This is a genomic window from Caballeronia sp. LZ029 (genome assembly GCF_031451275.1).
Classification (GTDB): domain Bacteria; phylum Pseudomonadota; class Gammaproteobacteria; order Burkholderiales; family Burkholderiaceae; genus Caballeronia; species Caballeronia jiangsuensis.
This window is the reverse complement of sequence record NZ_JARUXO010000003.1, coordinates 174,811-190,728: the sequence shown is the minus strand read 5'-3', so window position 1 is coordinate 190,728 and position 15,918 is coordinate 174,811. Positions and strand designations below refer to the sequence as shown.

The 15,918-nt window shown below is 60.8% G+C and carries 18 protein-coding genes; 9 read left to right on the top strand and 9 right to left on the bottom strand.

The annotated features are described in order from the left end of the window. The first annotated feature begins 19 nt into the window (after positions 1 to 19). The 4 genes from QCE73_RS20245 to QCE73_RS20230 are packed head-to-tail and all read left to right on the top strand — an operon-like array spanning position 20 to position 4,166. Complete coding sequence (locus QCE73_RS20245) at positions 20 to 220, top strand: DUF3311 domain-containing protein (RefSeq protein WP_309883285.1); 201 nt, start codon at positions 20 to 22, stop codon at positions 218 to 220. Beyond that, entirely contained in the window at positions 217 to 1,683 is a 1,467-nt protein-coding gene (gene mctP / locus QCE73_RS20240) for a monocarboxylate uptake permease MctP (protein WP_309883284.1), read from the top strand. The genes QCE73_RS20245 and mctP overlap by 4 nt, the downstream gene beginning before the upstream one ends. Positions 1,684 to 1,724: 41 nt before the next feature. After that, the gene (locus tag QCE73_RS20235; protein WP_309883283.1) at positions 1,725 to 2,684 is read left to right on the top strand and encodes an LLM class oxidoreductase; all 960 of its coding nucleotides are present in this window, start codon (positions 1,725 to 1,727) and stop codon (positions 2,682 to 2,684) included. Between the two features lie 27 nt (positions 2,685 to 2,711). Further along, positions 2,712 to 4,166: an amidase gene (locus QCE73_RS20230; protein WP_309883282.1), complete on the top strand. Its 1,455-nt coding sequence runs from the start codon at positions 2,712 to 2,714 to the stop codon at positions 4,164 to 4,166. Between the two features lie 12 nt (positions 4,167 to 4,178). Here QCE73_RS20230 and QCE73_RS20225 read toward each other — a convergent pair whose 3' ends face one another. Continuing rightward, positions 4,179 to 4,667 carry an H-NS histone family protein gene (locus tag QCE73_RS20225; RefSeq protein ID WP_309883281.1) on the bottom strand — a complete coding sequence of 163 codons (489 nt, stop codon included), beginning with the start codon at positions 4,665 to 4,667 and terminating at the stop codon, positions 4,179 to 4,181. Between the two features lie 308 nt (positions 4,668 to 4,975). Continuing rightward, on the bottom strand, positions 4,976 to 5,593 hold the full coding sequence (locus QCE73_RS20220) for a DUF3331 domain-containing protein (protein ID WP_309883280.1): 618 nt from the start codon (positions 5,591 to 5,593) through the stop codon (positions 4,976 to 4,978). A gap of 265 nt (positions 5,594 to 5,858) precedes the next feature. Here QCE73_RS20220 and QCE73_RS20215 point away from each other — a divergent pair, with 265 nt between their 5' ends. Then, on the top strand, positions 5,859 to 6,128 hold the full coding sequence (locus tag QCE73_RS20215) for a DUF1488 family protein (RefSeq protein ID WP_035505640.1): 270 nt from the start codon (positions 5,859 to 5,861) through the stop codon (positions 6,126 to 6,128). Here the strand turns inward: QCE73_RS20215 and QCE73_RS20210 are convergent. The 4 genes from QCE73_RS20210 to QCE73_RS20195 all read right to left on the bottom strand — a co-directional run bounded on the left by QCE73_RS20210 (position 6,125) and on the right by QCE73_RS20195 (position 11,233). Continuing rightward, positions 6,125 to 7,393, bottom strand: a complete 1,269-nt coding sequence (locus QCE73_RS20210) for a cytochrome c (protein ID WP_309883279.1) — start codon at positions 7,391 to 7,393, stop codon at positions 6,125 to 6,127. The two genes, QCE73_RS20215 and QCE73_RS20210, sit on opposite strands and share 4 nt — an antisense overlap. Before the next feature lie 10 nt (positions 7,394 to 7,403). Beyond that, entirely contained in the window at positions 7,404 to 9,638 is a 2,235-nt protein-coding gene (locus QCE73_RS20205; RefSeq protein WP_309883278.1) for a xanthine dehydrogenase family protein molybdopterin-binding subunit, read from the bottom strand. A gap of 1 nt (position 9,639) precedes the next feature. Continuing rightward, complete coding sequence (locus QCE73_RS20200; RefSeq protein ID WP_309883277.1) at positions 9,640 to 10,095, bottom strand: 2Fe-2S iron-sulfur cluster-binding protein; 456 nt, start codon at positions 10,093 to 10,095, stop codon at positions 9,640 to 9,642. Positions 10,096 to 10,363: 268 nt separating this feature from the next. Then, positions 10,364 to 11,233 (bottom strand): LysR family transcriptional regulator, encoded by an 870-nt coding sequence (locus QCE73_RS20195; RefSeq protein WP_309883276.1) that lies wholly within the window; start codon positions 11,231 to 11,233, stop codon positions 10,364 to 10,366. Between the two features lie 101 nt (positions 11,234 to 11,334). Here QCE73_RS20195 and QCE73_RS20190 point away from each other — a divergent pair, with 101 nt between their 5' ends. Continuing rightward, positions 11,335 to 12,339, top strand: coding sequence for a zinc-dependent alcohol dehydrogenase family protein (locus tag QCE73_RS20190; RefSeq protein WP_309883275.1), 1,005 nt, complete (start codon positions 11,335 to 11,337; stop codon positions 12,337 to 12,339). A 4-nt stretch (positions 12,340 to 12,343) separates the two neighbouring features. Here QCE73_RS20190 and QCE73_RS20185 read toward each other — a convergent pair whose 3' ends face one another. Genes QCE73_RS20185 through QCE73_RS20175 form a run of 3 tightly spaced genes read right to left on the bottom strand, consistent with a single transcriptional unit; the run spans position 12,344 to position 13,486 of the window. Beyond that, complete coding sequence (locus tag QCE73_RS20185; protein ID WP_309883274.1) at positions 12,344 to 12,871, bottom strand: chromate transporter; 528 nt, start codon at positions 12,869 to 12,871, stop codon at positions 12,344 to 12,346. Positions 12,872 to 12,875: 4 nt separating this feature from the next. Next, on the bottom strand, positions 12,876 to 13,073 hold the full coding sequence (locus tag QCE73_RS20180) for a hypothetical protein (RefSeq protein ID WP_309883273.1): 198 nt from the start codon (positions 13,071 to 13,073) through the stop codon (positions 12,876 to 12,878). Beyond that, entirely contained in the window at positions 13,049 to 13,486 is a 438-nt protein-coding gene (locus QCE73_RS20175; protein WP_309883272.1) for a chromate transporter, read from the bottom strand. The genes QCE73_RS20180 and QCE73_RS20175 overlap by 25 nt, the downstream gene beginning before the upstream one ends. Before the next feature lie 171 nt (positions 13,487 to 13,657). On the opposite strand from QCE73_RS20175, the gene QCE73_RS20170 reads away from it, so the two are divergent. The 3 genes from QCE73_RS20170 to QCE73_RS20160 all read left to right on the top strand — a co-directional run bounded on the left by QCE73_RS20170 (position 13,658) and on the right by QCE73_RS20160 (position 15,881). After that, positions 13,658 to 14,224 carry a cytochrome b gene (locus QCE73_RS20170; RefSeq protein ID WP_309883271.1) on the top strand — a complete coding sequence of 189 codons (567 nt, stop codon included), beginning with the start codon at positions 13,658 to 13,660 and terminating at the stop codon, positions 14,222 to 14,224. Between the two features lie 117 nt (positions 14,225 to 14,341). Then, on the top strand, positions 14,342 to 15,466 hold the full coding sequence (locus QCE73_RS20165) for a VIT1/CCC1 transporter family protein (RefSeq protein WP_309883270.1): 1,125 nt from the start codon (positions 14,342 to 14,344) through the stop codon (positions 15,464 to 15,466). A gap of 49 nt (positions 15,467 to 15,515) precedes the next feature. Continuing rightward, a complete protein-coding gene (locus QCE73_RS20160; RefSeq protein WP_238216256.1) occupies positions 15,516 to 15,881 on the top strand; it encodes a VOC family protein in 366 nt (121 codons plus the stop codon). Positions 15,882 to 15,918 lie beyond the last annotated feature (37 nt).

Sequence of the window (15,918 nt, the reverse complement as noted above, 5' to 3'; positions counted from 1 at the left end):
ATTCATGAGGAGACAGGCTTTGGAATCCAACAACGATACGCCCGGCAGCCCCTGGCTCTGGATCGTGCTATTGATACCCTACGTCGCCCTGCTCTGGCTGCCGTTCTATAACGACACACGCCCTTCACTCGCGGGATTCCCGTTCTTCTACTGGTATCAGTTCTTGTGGGTGCCGCTCACGTCGCTCCTGCTTTATGTCGTGTACAGGGGCCTGAAATGAACGATCTCACACCGGTCGATCCGGTTGCGATGACGATCTTCATCGCGTTCTTTGCGCTCGTGACCGTCGTAGGCTTCTTTGCCGCGCGCTGGAAGCGCGGCGATCTCACGCAGCTTCACGAATGGGGTCTGGGCGGCCGTCAGTTCGGCGTGTTGATTTCATGGTTTCTCGTAGGCGGCGATTTCTATACCGCCTATACGGTGATTGCCGTGCCGGCGCTCGTCTATTCGGTGGGCGCTTATGGCTTCTTCGCGCTGCCTTACACGATCATCGTTTATCCGTTCGTATTCGCGGTGATGCCGAAGTTGTGGAAGATCGCACATGCGAAAAACCACATCACCGGCGCGGATTACGTTCAGGGTGAATACGGCGGCAAGTGGTTTCCGGCGGCGGTGGCGGTCACGGGCATCGTCGCGACGATGCCTTATATCGCGCTGCAACTCGTCGGCATGCAAGTGGTCATCAAGGGTCTCGGCGTGACGGGCGAGCTGCCGCTCATCATCGCGTTCGTGATTCTGGCGCTCTATACCTATACGAGTGGCCTGCGCGCGCCCGCGATGATAGCCTTCGTGAAGGACATCATGATCTATATCGTCGTGATCGCGGCGATATGGCTCATTCCTGTGAAGCTCGGCGGTTATGCACACGTATTCGACGCGGCCGATCAATACTTCAAGACGAAGGGCGGTCCGACGGGCATCATCCTCCAGCCCGGTCAATTCACGGCATATGCATCGCTCGCGCTGGGTTCAGCGCTCGCCGCCTTCATGTATCCGCATACGATGACCGCGGTGCTCTCGTCTTCGTCCGCGGCGACCGTGCGCAAGAACGCCATCTTTCTGCCCGCCTATACGCTGTTGCTCGGGCTGATCGCGCTGCTCGGCTATATGGCGATCGCGGCGGGCGTGCATGTGAAGTCGGCATCGGATGTCGTGCCGGCCCTGTTCGGCACGCTGTTTCCATCGTGGTTCGTGGGCTTCGCGGCTGCGGCTATCGCGATCAGCGCGCTCGTGCCGGCGGCGATCATGTCGATCGGCGCGGCGAATCTGTTCACCCGCAACTTGTGGCGTCCGCTCGTTTCGCCCGATATGTCGTCGGCGGCGGAAGCATCGACTGCTAAGCTCGTGTCGCTCGTCGTGAAGTTCGGCGCGTTGCTGTTCATCGTGTTCCTTCCGACGCAATATGCGATCGACCTGCAGTTGCTCGGCGGCGTGTGGATTCTGCAAATCTTCCCGGCCATCGTGTTCACGCTCTTCACGCGCCGGCTCACGACGCCCGGCCTTTTTCTCGGCTGGCTATTCGGAATCGTATTGGGCACGGGCCTCGCGATCTCGCAGGGACTCAAGCCGGTCTATGTCATGCATCTCGGTGACGCTTCATGGCCGGTCTACATCGGCCTGATTGCACTCGTCGTGAATATCGTCGTGACGTATGTCGTTTCGCTGGTCACACGACGCCGGTGATACCATCGGCGTCAAGACCTTTCCTTGACGCAATGCGTGTCATGACCGCAAGCGAAAACACTCTGGCCTCGTCTCCCATCGCGAATGCGGTATTCGCGCAAGACAAGCTTTCCATCGGCATAACATTGCCGATCACACGCGACAACGAAAGCATCGTCGACTTCAACGAGCAGATGGCCATCGCGCGACTCGCCGATCAACTCGGCTTTCGCGCGCTCTGGGTTCGCGATGTTCCGCTCAATAGCATCGATTATCCCGACCCGGTCGGACATCTCGATCCGTGGGTCATGCTCGGCGCGCTAGCATCGAATACGGAGCGCATCGCACTGATCAGCGGCGCGATCGTGTTGACGCTCAGACATCCGCTTCATGTCGCGAAGGGCGCGATCTCCGTAAATACACTCTCTCGCGGTCGCTTCATTCTCGGCGTCGGTTCGGGCGACCGTCCGCCGGAATATGCGGCGTTCGGCCAAGATCCCGATGAACGGCGCGATCTATATCGACAGCATTGGGCCACGCTCGCCGCAGCCGTTACCTTGCCGTCTCGTGTTATGCCCGACCAGGCACCCGAAGGCGCGCCCGAGTTCTATCTTCTGCCTCGCCAGAACGCTTCCATTCCGATGCTCGCCGTCGGTTCCGGCGGTCAGAGCGTCGACTGGATCGCACGTCATTCGCTTGGCTGGATGACTTATCATCGCGAACCGCAAGCGCAGCGCGGCCGATACAGCATGTGGCGCGCAGCGGTCGATCGCGCAGCGTCCGGCGCCTTTCGCGCGTTTGGCGTCGCGATGCGACTCGATCTCAGCAACGATGCCAACGAGCCCGCAACCGATATTTCCCTCGGCTATCGCACCGGGCGTCGCGCGCTCGTGGCGCTTTTGCACGAGATGCGCGAGAGCGGTACACATCATGTGACGCTCAACATCGCATCGGAACGACGACCTGCACGCGGTATCATCGAAGAGGTTGCCGCCTATGTGCTTCCCGAGTTTCATCGCTGAATCCGTCCTCTCATTCACGACAAAGCCATGACCGCATCATCGCCCGACGACGATATCGTTTCACTCGACGCCATCGCGCTCTCGCAAGCGATTCAAACACGCGAGGTCTCGTGCGTCGAAGTATTGAACGCCTATCTCACGCACATCGATCGCATCAATCCCGCGGTCAATGCGATCGTCGCGATGCAGGATCGCGCTGTCCTGCACACGCTCGCCACCGAACGCGATACGCAGTTATCCCAAGGCGAAAGCCTCGGACCTCTGCACGGCTTTCCGCAGGCGCCCAAAGACATCCTGCCCGTCGCCGGAATGGTCACGACGAAGGGCTCGCCTATATATGCAAACGAAATCACGCGGGTCGATGCAGTCGTGTTCGAACGCATGCGCAAGGCAGGCGCGATATTCATCGGCCGCACGAATTCGCCGGAATTCGGCCTGGGCGGACACACCTATAACCCGGTGTACGGCACCACGCGCAACGCGTTCGAACAATCGCGCTCCGCAGGCGGCAGCAGCGGCGGCGCGGCCGTCTCGGTCGCACTGCGCATGCTGCCATGCGCGGATGGCTCCGACATGATGGGTTCTTTGCGCACGCCCGCCGCGTTCAATAACGTTTTCGGCTTTCGCACGACACCGGGATGCGTGCCTTATGCGCCAAGCGACGACGTGTTCTTTCAGCAATTCAGCGTCGCGGGCCCGATCGCGCGAAACATTCCCGATCTTGGGTTGTTATTGTCGGTGCAGGCGGGCTTCGATGCGCGCGCGCCGCTGTCCCGCAGAAGCGACAAGCCCGCCGATTTCGCGAACGCGCTCGATCGCGACATGAGCGGCACGCGCATCGGCTGGCTAGGCGACATGAATGGACATCTGCCGATGGAAGCAGGCTTGATGGACACGTATGCATCGGCGCTGCATCACTTCGAAACAGCGGGTTGCAGCATCGAGACGGCCAGGATCGATTTCGATCTCGATCGTCTCTGGAATGCATGGCTCGATCTGCGCAGCCTCACGTTCTCCGGCACCAACGCGCCGCTCTATCGTGACGCCGCAAAGCGCAAGCTGCTCAAACCCGAAGCGGTATGGGAAATAAAACGAGGTCTGAAGTTATCGGGCGAAGATGTCTCGCGCGCAATTCGCGACCGTGCCGCATGGTATCAGGCGATCAACGCGCTATTCGATAACTTCGACTATCTATTGATGCCATCGGCTCAGGTCTTTCCTTTCGACGCGGAACTGGATTGGCCGCATGCTATCGCTGGCCGCGAGATGGATACCTATCATCGCTGGATGGAAGCTGTCGTTCCAGCGACGATGGCATCGCTGCCCGCATTGAGCGCACCGGCCGGCTTTGGCCCCGCAGGCTTGCCGGCCGGATTGCAGATCATCGGTCCGACACAAGGCGATCTGGGCGTGCTGCAACTCGGGCTCGCTTACGATCGCGCAAGCGGATTCTCAAGCGCGCGCAGTCCCTTGCTCGCCTAGAGCATGTAACGCTTAGGCCGCGGCGCTCCGCGCACTCTTGCGCGAAGTGCTCTTCCCGGCCGGTCGGCCAGGCCGCTTCGGGCTAGAAGTCCGCGATGTCGATGCCGCACGCCCCCGCCGCGCGCCTTTCTTCGCAGCGCCGTTCTTGCCTGATGCGGCATCGATCAGATAAGCGCTGCGGTCGGGCGCATCCTTGATCCATGCCGGCGGGCGCGCATGACCACTCCAGGTCGCGCCCGATACCGGATCGCGATACTTCGGTGGAAGCTTGGATTTGACCGCGCCGTTCTTTGAAGCAGCCGATTTCTTCGACCCAGCCGGACGGCCGCGCTGCTTCATTGTTCCCAGGCCTGCCTTGGCGAGATCTGCTGTCGTCAAGCCAACTTCATCCATCATTGCCCGAATCTTGGCGATCACTTCGACCGACTCTTTTGCCCGCAATGCATCCGCGCGCTGCTGCAATTTCCGAATCTGGATTTCCAATTGCGCCAATGTAGCCATGTCCCCTCCCGGATCGTTGCGTGATGGATCGCAAGGCGTTTGTCTAATAAGTACCCTTGACGCCGATTTCCGTCACAAGCAGATCTTATATGGATAACGGCACGCTAAGCACTCTTGTTAAAAGATTGCTTTGCAATACTTCTATTTGAAATGCCGCATATCATAAGCGCGTCACTTGCGCGCTTGCGGGACATGGAGCCAGATCGATTTCTCTAAAGCGCGCTCGTCATACGATTGGTGACTCGCGCGGACCGTGCAAGCGACAAAGACGCGTGCGTTGCGCACGCGTCATGCCGGGTTGAAATCGATCACTCGGAAACGACGCCTGACTCCTGTTCGGCCGGTGTCAGTGCAAGCGCCAGAATCATCGCGCCGCTATTGAGCGGCACCGAACTGCCGACACGCCTCGGCCTATAGACCGGTTGTCCGCGCCTGATTGCCTGTCCGCTCAATGCGCATGTTCCGCGCTTGCGGGCGGTGCAAAGCGCCCAGACCTGCTCCGAATAGTTGAACGACGTGGGATCGTGCCATGAGAGCGCCAGCGTCGATTCGCTCAGGCGTTCCAGCACGCGAATACTGACGCAATGCTCTTCGGGCAGCCCGAAGCATGCACTCTTGACCGGCACGTTGCGCACGAGCGACCGTGTCATCAGTGCGAGCTTCTCGTTTGCTTCCGTTGGGCGACTCGCACGGCTGTCGAGCATTGCCAGAGTACGGCTCCAGGGATCCATCAACGATGGATGCTTCATGTTCCGCTCCTGCTGGCGGCAAGTCCGCCGCGACGAAAGCCGGGGGACGTTGCCGGTGGAGTTCCGGGGAATGCGCCGCACGACCCGCTTCCTGAGCCGGTATGCCGCGCCGCTTCGGATGATCGTTCCTAGAGTAGTACACCTGAGCATGCTTTTGTTTTCATTTTTCTTGGACATAGTTCGATGTGCACGCCGGCTTTGACATTTGGGATCGGCGTGACATGTTGCGCCCGGGCGGGTGCAACCCGCGCTACTCAGCAGCCATTTAACGCGGAATCGTCACGAACGAACGTTCGCTTAAATCATCTGATGTTCTCTGTGTGGCACGCGCGTTGCGCCTGCTTCTGGCCGTTTGCGCACGTTTCACGCTGAATCGAGGATGCGCGAACTCGCAGATTTCTGACACAATAAAACCAGCGAACCGCATTTCTCCTGCCGGAACATGACAAGCAAGCTCTCGATCCATGCCACGATCTCGGCAGACCGCGCCTCGGTAAGCTTTGTCGCGTTCTCTCGCGAGCAGGCGATTCAGTGCAACATCACGCGCAAGGCATTGGAGCAGTGCTTCTGGGCGCCGGCCGGCGCCAGCGACGAGCGCCTGTTAAAGGCGCTCAGCGACGGCTACGAACGAATCAGCGCTCGCGTGCATCGAAAGTTTCTCGCGCATCCATCCAGTTCGATTCATCTGGATGTCATCGATTTTTCTTCTTAGCGCGCTGCCTGCGTCGCCTTGCGCATCTTCGCCACGTCCTCGGTTTGGACCGCCGCCGTGTTGTTGTTCCAGGCGCCGCGAATGAAAGTCAGCACATCGGCGACTTGCTGATCGCTCAGCACCGGCGCATAGCGAGGCATTGGATACGGCGCGGGTACGCCATTCAGCACGAGATCGCCGGTACCGTTCAGTGTGACGTTGATGAGCGAAGACGGGTCCTTTTCCAGAACGTTCGGATTACCCGCAAGCGGTGCGAGCATCGGTGCAAAGCCCCGGCCGTCCACGCCATGACAATGCATGCAATAGGCCGTGTAGACGCGCGCACCCGAGTCCGTCGCGGCCGGGCGTGTCAATGACACTTTAGTGGCTTTAGGATCATATGAATACTGCGCACCGCCATTCCCGCCCGATGCAGGCAATGATTTCAGGTATCGCGCCATTGCGCCGACATCGGCATCGCTTAATCCTTGCGTGCTGTTGTTGATGACGCTCGTCATCGAGCCGAATGCCGACGCATGAGCATTCGCGCCCGTCTTTAGAAAAGTGGCAACGTCCTGTTCGGACCAGCGTCCGAGTCCTGTATTGTGCTCGCCCGTCAGATTGGAAGCGAACCAGTTATCGAGCAAGCCGCCCGTCAGATATGCGCTGCTGCTTTCGTCCAGACCTTTTTCCTGAAACGCGATGCCACGCGGGGTATGACACGATCCGCAATGTCCGAGGCCCTGAATCAGATAAGCGCCGCGATTCCACGCGACATCCTGGCCTGCCTTGCTTCGATAAATGCCTTTATCGAGGAACACCGCATTCCAGAGCTTCAACGGCCAGCGCATATTGAGCGGCCATTTGATATCCGGCTCGCGATTCACCTGCTTGACAGCCGTGACGCCATGCATGAAATAAGCGTAGAGGGCATGCATGTCCTCGTCGTTGATCTTTGCATAAGACGGATAGGGCATCGCCGGATAAAGATTGTGGCCGTCCTTAGCCACGCCCTCACGCAATGCCCGCGCGAAATCCTCTTCCGTGTAGCGGCCGATGCCGGTGTCCGGATCGGGCGTGATATTGGTCGTGTAGATCGCGCCCAATGGCGTCGTCATCGGCAAGCCGCCGGCAAGTGGTTTGCCGCGCGGCGCCGAATGGCACGCGACGCAATCGCCCGCCTTGGCGAGATACGCGCCACGCGCGACCAGCGCATCGTCGGCCGCGTGGGCCGAAGCCGTGAATGCGAACATCGTCGCAATCAGAGGCTTGAATGCATTTCTCATGACAGCCTCCTCAAGCGCTTTGCAATTGATTGCCTACCGGTAACTGCCTTATACGCTTGCCTGTCGCTGCATGGATCGCATTGGTGATAGCCGGCGCGAGCGCCGCCGTGCCAGGTTCGCCAATGCCGCCCGGCGCTTCCGTGCTTTTTACGATATGCACTTCCACCGGCGGCGTTTCGTGAATGCGCAGCATTCGATAATCGGTGAAATTGCTTTGCTCGACGCGCCCGTCCTTGATCGTGATTTCGCTATAAAGCGCCGCCGTGATGCCGAAGATGATGCCGCCCTGCACTTGCGCTTCGACTGTATTGGGATTCACGACCATGCCGCAATCCACCGCGCACACGATACGGTTCACCTTCACCGCGCCGTCCTTATCGACCGTGACATCCGCGACGATCGCGAAAAAGCTGCCGAACGCATGCATGACCGAGACGCCGCGCCCTTGACCTTGCGGGACCGATTGCTTTCCCCAGGCGGCCGCCTGCGTCGCGACGTCGAGCACGTTGCGTGCGCGCGGCGACTTGCCGAGCAACGCGCGCCGGTATTCGACGGGGTCCGCTTTCGCCTGAACCGCGAGTTCATCGATAAAGCTTTCGACGACGAACGTACCGCGCGTCGGTCCCACGCCGCGCCAGAACGCGGTGGGCACGTCATGCGGTTCGAGCCGCACATAATCGACGAGCTGGTTGGGCAAATCATAAGGAAGATCGGATGCCACTTCGACCGCGTCGGGATCCACACCGTCCTTGACAGCCGGCGGCGCAAAACGCGCGAGCACCGATGACCCGACGATGCGATGCGTCCATGCGACCGGCTTGCCGCCCGCATCGAGTCCCGCGGATAGCTTGTCGTAATAGCATGGCCGATACATGTCGTGCTGAATGTCTTCCTCACGCGACCATGTCACCTTGACGGGCACGCCGAGCGCCTTGCCGATCTTGAGCGCTTGCGTGGCCATGTCGAATTCGAGCCGCCGGCCGAAGCCGCCGCCAAGCAGATGGTTATGCACGACGATCTTGTCTGCGGGCAAGCCGGTCGCTTTCATTCCGGCATCGCGAATACGCGTAGGCACTTGCGTGCCGAGCCAGATATCGCAGCCATCGGGGCGTACGTGCACGGTGCAGTTGATCGGCTCCATCGTCGCATGCGCGAGAAAAGGCTGGACGTAGACAGCGTCGACTCGCGTTTTCGCCTTCGAAAACGCGTCGTTTACGTCGCCTTCCTTGCGCGCGACAGCGCCCGTATGTTGCGATGCGTTCGCCATGTCATCGACGATCTGCTTCGTCGAAACGCCGGCGCTCGGGCCTTCGTTCCATTGAATCTGCAATGCGGCGGCGCCTCGCTTGGCAGCCCACGTATGGTCGCCGATCACTGCGACGCCATTGTCGAATTTCACTACCTGACGCACGCCGGGAATCTTCTTCGCATTGCTATCGTCGACCGATGCGAGCGTGCCGCCAAATACAGGGCAATTCACGATAGCCGCATAAAGCATGTCGGGCAAGCGCACGTCGAGACCGAACATCGCGGTGCCGTCGACTTTCTCCGGCGAATCGAGACGTCTGACCGGCGTGCCGATTATCTTGAAGTTATTCGCATCCTTTAACTTGATGTCTTGCGGCACTGGCAATTTCGCGGCGGCTTCGGCGAGATCGGCATAACTCGCGCTACGATCGCCCGATGCATGCATCACCTTGCCGCCCTGCGCGACACACGACGACGGATCGCATTGCCATTGCTGCGCCGCCGCCGCGACGAGCATCATGCGCGCGGCCGCACCCGCACGGCGCAATGGCTCCCATGCATAGCGCACGGAAGTCGAGCCGCCCGTCAACTGGCCGCCCAATAGCGGGTCTGTGAATAGCTTTTCGTTGGGCGGTGCATGATCGATCGTGACGCTGTCGAGCGGCACGTCGAGTTCCTCGGCGATCAACATGGGCAACGCGGTATAAACGCCCTGACCCATTTCGACCTTCGGCATGATGAGCACGATCTTGCCGCTCTTGTCGATCTGCACGAAAGCATTCGGCGCGAATACGCCGTCTTGCGGAGACTCGACGCCATCGCCGCCGATCACCGATTTGCCTTTGTTCTGATCCTGGCTCGCGGCCGGCAAGCTGAAGCCGATCAGCAATCCGCCGCTTGCGGCGACACTCGCCGTCACACCGAACTTCAGAAACGCGCGACGCGAGAACCCCGCGCGCGCCGCATGACGTCCCGCTTCAATCAATCCTTGCGACATGTCACGCCTCCTTCGCGGCCTGCTTGATGGCCGCACGGATGCGGTGATAAGTGCCGCAGCGACAGATATTGCCCGCCATTGCGGCATCGATATCGGAATCGTTGGGATCGGGAACGGTCGTGAGCAATGCCGCCGCGGACATGACTTGTCCGGACTGGCAATAACCGCACTGCACGACATCGAGCCGACGCCATGCTTCTTGCACTTTCCTGCCGGCGGGCGTGTCGCCGACTGCTTCGATCGTCGTCACCTTGCGATCGCCGACCGCTGCGACCGGCAACACGCATGAACGAACGGCGACGCCATCGAGATGAACGGTGCATGCGCCGCATTGCGCGATACCGCAGCCGAATTTGGTGCCTGTGAGTCCCACGATGTCGCGCAATACCCAAAGTAGCGGCATGTCGGGCGGCGCATCGACCGTATGGTTCTGGCCGTTGATGGAAAGCGTAGTCATGAGCGGCTCCGGCTTATAAGGTTTTGGCGGATATCGCAGATGGCCGACTGCGTGGGGCGGCAGTCGGTTTTCAGGCATCCGGATTGTAGCGCCGACTAAAAAATCAGGCTTGGATGGCGGCGCGCTCACGGATAACTTTGTTCTCGCGCTTAACATTGGTGCGCGCTATTTTGATTGCCCTGATTGCCTGAAACTCCGGTAATGACGCGAGCCTTACGGATTTAAAGAATGCTAATTGACAAGACAGTTAGTTGCAGCGTAAATCAATTTACTTTTCGCCAAGTGCTGCCATGGTTTCGTCCAGCAAGACACGCAGTCGCGCGACGCGTTTGAGATCACGGTGATAACCCAGCCATACGTCCCTTCCAGGCGGCGCTTCGCCAAGATCGAAGCGCGCAAGGCGCGTATCGGCATCGCCGAGAGGACATGGCAAAACCGCGTAGCCCGCGCCTTGTGCGCACATATGCGCTTGCGCGTCGCGATTATTGCTGCCGAAAACGATCTTCGCCCTGGGCAACATGCGCTTTACCCAAAGCACGTCCGGCAACTGATCGAATGCGCTATCCATGCTGATGAGCGTCTGCCCTTTTCCATCGCCCACTTTCGGTGATGCAAGATCGGCGCGTCCATAGAGCGCGTAATCGATATGCATGAGCTTGCGCTGTACGACATCCAGTTCATCGAATGGCGTGATGCGGAATACGAGGTCCGCCTCGCGCCGCGCAAGGTTATAGCGCCGCGCATCGGTGACGAGTTCGATCGATACCTCGGGATGTTTCGCGAGAAAGCGCGCGAATATCGGCGTAAGCACATGCACGCCGAACCAGTCCGACGATGAAACCCGCAGCAAGCCCGTGAGCTTCGCGTCCTGACCCGCGAGTGCGCGCGTGAAGCCGAGCGCTTCTTCTTCCATGCGCTCGGCATACGAAAGCACGGCCGCGCCTTCGTCGGTCAATACGAAACCATCGCTCGTACGCTGGAAAAGCACATGACCCAGCGATTCTTCGAGCGCGCGCAGTCGCCGCCCCATCGTCGGCTGAGTTTGCCCGATCATCCTCGCGGCCGCGCCGAGCGTACCGCTTCGCGCAATCGCAAGGAAGATGCGAACGTCGCTCCATTCGAGATTCGGTCCATTCATTTTCGCATGAACGCCGTGCAGTTCTGTCGATTTACATGCCAACATGCATGGCGGAGTATGAGCGCATTGCAATCAACCTTCAATGTTTCCGGGAGCCCGCGATGTCCACCATGCAAGCACTCGTACTCGATCGTCATAACGGCCCGCTCGAACTCGTCGGGCTCGATCGTCCCGAACCTGGGCCGGGGCAAGTACTCGTGCGCATCGCGGCGAGCGGGCTCAATCCGCTCGACACGAAGATCCGCGCGGGCGCAGCGGCCCATGCGAAACATCCGCTTCCGCTCGTGCTCGGCATCGATATGGCCGGTGTCGTCGAAGCAGTCGGTGCGGGCGTCGATGCGTTCAAGCCGGGCGATGCGGTCTATGGCATGACCGGTGGTGTCGGCGGCATTCAGGGTTCGCTCGCGGAATATGCCGCGGTCGATGCCGCGCTTCTCGCGCATAAGCCCGCGAATCTTTCGATGCGCCACGCGGCCGCGCTGCCGCTCGCTTTCATCACGTCTTATGCGGGCATCGTCGATCGTGCGCGCTTACAGGCGGGACAAACCGTGCTCGTGCAAGGCGGCGCCGGTGGCGTCGGGCACGTGTCCGTGCAACTCGCGCGTGCACTCGGCGCGCATGTATTCGCGACCGTAAGCGAGCGTGATCACGCCTTCATTCATAGCCTCGATGCGACGCCGATCGATTACCGCAAGACGAGCGTCGAGCAATACGTCGCCACGCATACGAATGGCGCGGGCTTCGATCTCGTCGTGGATACGGTCGGCGGCGCTTCACTCGATGCATCGTTTGCAGCGGTAAAGCACTTCGGCCATGTGGTCAGCGCGTTGGGATGGGGCACTCATGCGCTCGCGCCGTTGTCGTTTCGCGAGGCAAGTTATTCGGGCGTGTTCACGCTGCATCCGCTATTGACGGGACAGCATCGCGCGCATCATGGCGAGATGCTGTATGAAGCGAAGCGGCTTGCCGAAGCGGGCAAGCTCGCGCCCCGCATCGATGCGAGACGCTTCGACTTGAACAGCGCCGAGCGTGCTTATGAAGCGCTGCTGGATGGCACGGCGCGCGGCAAGATCATCGTCGATGTGGATGCGGCGCTCGTCGGCTAGGCAATCAGCCGAATACGCCCGCGAGACCGAGGAGCGCGCTCGCCGCGACGAGATAGATCGGATTGAGCTTGCTGCGATAAGCCACCGCCGCGCATACGACCGTGCATAGCGCGCGCGACACGTTCACATCCGTCTCGCGTGCAAACACATAAGCGGCCGATACGAGCAGGCCCACGGTCACGGGTGCGAGTCCCTTGCGAATGGCCGTGACGATGCGCGAGTCCTGCTTGCGCTCCACCCATGCGCTCACGAAGTAGGCCATCAGGGAAGAAGGCAGAATCTTCGCGGCCGTCGAAACGAGCGCGCCGGCAAGCCCTGCCGCCTGAAAGCCTATCAATGCGACCGCCATGCCGTTCGGACCCGGCGCGGCCTGCGTGATCGAGAAGAACGTGACGAACTGCTCGCCCGTGACCCAGTGACGCGTATCGACCGCATAGCGCTGGATATCGGCGAGCGTTGCATTCATGCCGCCCACGGCGAGCAATGACCAGATCGAGCCATGCAGGAAAAGATCGGCGAGCGTGTTCCACATCGCGTCAATCCTTGCGCGCGCGGCGCAGCATCGCAAACGTGCCGAGCGGCCCGAGCACGGCAAGCACGATCAGAAGCGGAATCTTCATGAGCGCAATGCCGATGAACGTCGCCGCCACGAGCACGATGCTCGCTACGCTACGGGGCAAGCTCGTCACGAGCTTGAGCACGGTCGCGATCACGAGCCCCGTCGCGGCTGGCATGAGTCCCGCGAAAAGATGTTCGGTGATCGCCGCATGTCCCCATCGGGCATACGATAGGCGATGCCGATCGTGATGATGGTCGGCGCGAGATAGAGCCCGAACACCGCGATCGCCGCGCCCTTCGCGCCGTGATATTGCCGCCCGAGCACGGTCGCGATATTCGCGACATTCGGTCCCGGCAGCAATTGCGCGAGCGGCAATAACTCCGCGAACTCGCGATTCGTGAGCCAGCCCAGACGCTCCACCAGCATGCGCCGCGCCCACGGCAATACGCCGCCAAAGCCCGTCAGTCCGATAAAAAAGAAGGCCTTGAAAAGCGCGAACGAAGTGGGCACGGGCGGGACGCCGCACGTATTCATTTCGCTCGACGACGCGGCAGCGGGCGAAGTCTCGCGGATCGTATGGGCAGTCATCGTGATGCGTGTAGTCGGGAAGGAGCGCGGTCGCTGGGGGCACCTTTATGCCGCCAGCCCTGAAAGCCATACTATCTCAGTTGCCTGACCGATGAATCACGGAAAGCCGTGGCCCTAAGGCTGCGTTAAGCCTCATCTCCGACAATTGCGGTCTCATCGGAGGATCGGCCCATGCGACTTGAATCCGCGTCTGCTTACAATACGCCCGCACGTCTCTTTCACTGGATTACCGCACTGCTCCTGCTCGTTCAGTACGTGCTCGCCTGGACGATGCCGGACGTACATCGCGACACGAAGCCCGTTGGTTTGATCGCGTGGCACCTGGGCGTCGGCGTCGCGATCGTTCTGCTCGTCTTCGTGCGCCTTCTCTGGCGCAGCATGCATGCCGCGCCGCCCGAGCCCGCAACCTTGCCGGCCGCCTTGCGCGCGCTCGGGCGATACACGCACTGGCTGCTTTACCTCCTGCTGATCGCGGTGCCGTTGATGGGCTGGGCCAATGCGTCGTCGCGCGACTGGCCCGTCACGCTGTTCGCGTCGATCCCGATGCCGCCGCTTTCGCCCACCGGATCGCCGGTCGGCCACGCGCTCGGCGACTGGCATCGCGTGTTCGCGTGGGTGCTGCTCGCGCTCGTGGGCCTGCATGTCGGTGCGGCGCTGTTTCATCAGTTCGTCTTGCGCGATAACACGCTGGCGCGCATGCTGCCGTCTCATCGCAAGCAGGCTGCGACTAAACAATGACGACGATGAGACGCGATTCAATTCTCACTCAACGCGTATCTTAGGGGTATTAGCGACGAGACACGTCGTTCGTCTTTACTCTTTGAATCAACGAGACGAACGATAAAAGGTGACGTCATGGCGTCCCAGACCGAACTCAGGCGCTTTACCTCCAATCTCGCCGACGAACTCGACAGCGCCGCGCTGTACGACACGCTCGCGCAAGCCGAAAAGCAGGAAGACAAGCGGCGCGTCTATGCGGAACTGGCCGAGGCCGAGCGGCGTCACGCCGACATATGGGCCGCGAAATTGCGGGCGAACGGCGTGTCGGTGCGAACGCATCGCATCAGCGCGAAAACGCGGATCATGCGCACGCTCGCCCGGACGTTCGGACCGGACTTCGTGTTGCGCTCGGTCGCCGCCGGCGAAATGGCCGATCGCGACAAATATGCGGGACAACCCGATGCGGCGCAGATGTCGGCGGAAGAAAGGCATCACGCGGATATCGTGCAGGACGTCGCGAATCGCAACAAAGGCCTGAGCAAGGGCGGCGCGATCGCAGCGGCGGAATCATGGCATCGCGGCGTGGCGTCGGGCAATGATTTGCGCGCAGCCGTACTTGGCGCAAACGATGGCCTCGTGTCGAACTTCTGCCTCATCATGGGCGTCGCGGGCGCGGGCAGCGACAGCAGGACCGTGCTGCTTACGGCATTCGCGGGCCTTGTTGCAGGCGCAGCGTCGATGGCGCTCGGCGAGTGGCTCTCCGTGACCAACGCACGCGAACTCGCGCGCACGCAGATCGCGAAGGAAAAGGACGAGCTGGACCACATGCCCGATGCGGAGCGCCACGAGCTCGCGCTCATCTATCAGGCGAAGGGCATCGACGCCGCGGAAGCCAGGCGCGTCGCCGCCCAGATCATGCGCGACAAGGACAAGGCTCTGGATACGTTGACGCGCGAGGAACTCGGCCTCGATCCGCGCGAGCTTGGCGGCAATCCCTGGACCGCCGCGCTCGCATCCTTCACATTGTTCGCGGTGGGCGCGATCATTCCGGCCATCGCGTTTCTGTGGGCGAGCGGCGCCAGCGGCATCGCGCAATGTATCGTGCTGAGCGGACTCGGCCTGGCGGGCATCGGCGTGTTCACGTCGTTGTTCAATGGACGCGGCGCGATCTTTTCGGCGACGCGGCAAGTGCTGATCGGCATGGTCGCCGCGGGCTGCACGTTCGGACTCGGCAAGTTGCTGGGCGTGTCGCTTTCGTGACATGCTTGCGGCACTACACTACGCCTTTTATCTCACTTGATCCTTCCCGATGAGCCAACTTCTCTCACTGCGCCCTTTCGTTCCCGCCAAAGACTTCGAACTGTCCAAGCGCTTCTATGAAGCATTGGGCTTTCGCATCACGCATCAGGACGACAACATCGCGATGCTGAAAGCCGAAAGCTTCAGCTTCATTCTGCAGAACTTCTACGTGAAGGAGTTCGCGGAAAACTGCATGCTGCAACTGCTCGTGCGCGATGTCGACGCGTGGTGGCGCGACGTGAATCCCGAAAGCCTGAGCGAGCGCTTCGCCGTCAATCCCGCGCGTGCGCCCGCGATGCAGAGCTGGGGAATGAAGGTCGGCTTCGTGTTCGATCCCTCCGGCGTGCTGTGGCATGTGGCCGAGGCGCCATTCTGACGCGCCGATGCAGCATGTGGCGCGTCATATGAATCGC